This window comes from Seonamhaeicola marinus (assembly GCF_008085455.1).
In genome coordinates, this window is sequence record NZ_VSDQ01000040.1 from 1 (window position 1) to 437 (window position 437).

Sequence of the window (437 nt, forward strand, 5' to 3'; positions counted from 1 at the left end):
TTAACCGCTAAAACAATGAAAGAAGATGTTTTAAAAGGTTACAAAGTAGGTGCCGATGACTATTTAAATAAACCTTTTGATAGTGAAGTGCTTTTAATGAAAATTAAAGCCATTATCCAACGTAAAGCCACAGAATCAATATCTGATAGTAAACAATTTGAGTTTAAAATTGGAAAGTTTGATTTAAACTCAAAACTGCGTTTTTTACGCTTTAATGGAGGAGACCCTGTAAAACTATCACCTAAAGAAAATGAACTTTTGCGTTTGTTAGCATTACATGAAAATGATTTAATGCCACGTGAATTGGCGCTTACAAAAATATGGAGAGATGATAATTACTTTACATCTAGAAGTATGGATGTGTACATTGCCAAATTACGTAAATACCTAAAGCAAGATGAAAAAGTAGAAATACTTAACATACATGGCGAAGGTTT

The 437-nt window shown here is 31.1% G+C and carries 1 protein-coding gene; it reads left to right on the forward strand.

Going from position 1 to position 437, the window contains the following annotated elements; all coding sequences use genetic code 11:
* Positions 1-437: response regulator transcription factor (locus tag FUA24_RS00260; RefSeq protein WP_148539582.1), on the forward strand; the 437-nt coding region annotated here is incomplete at both ends.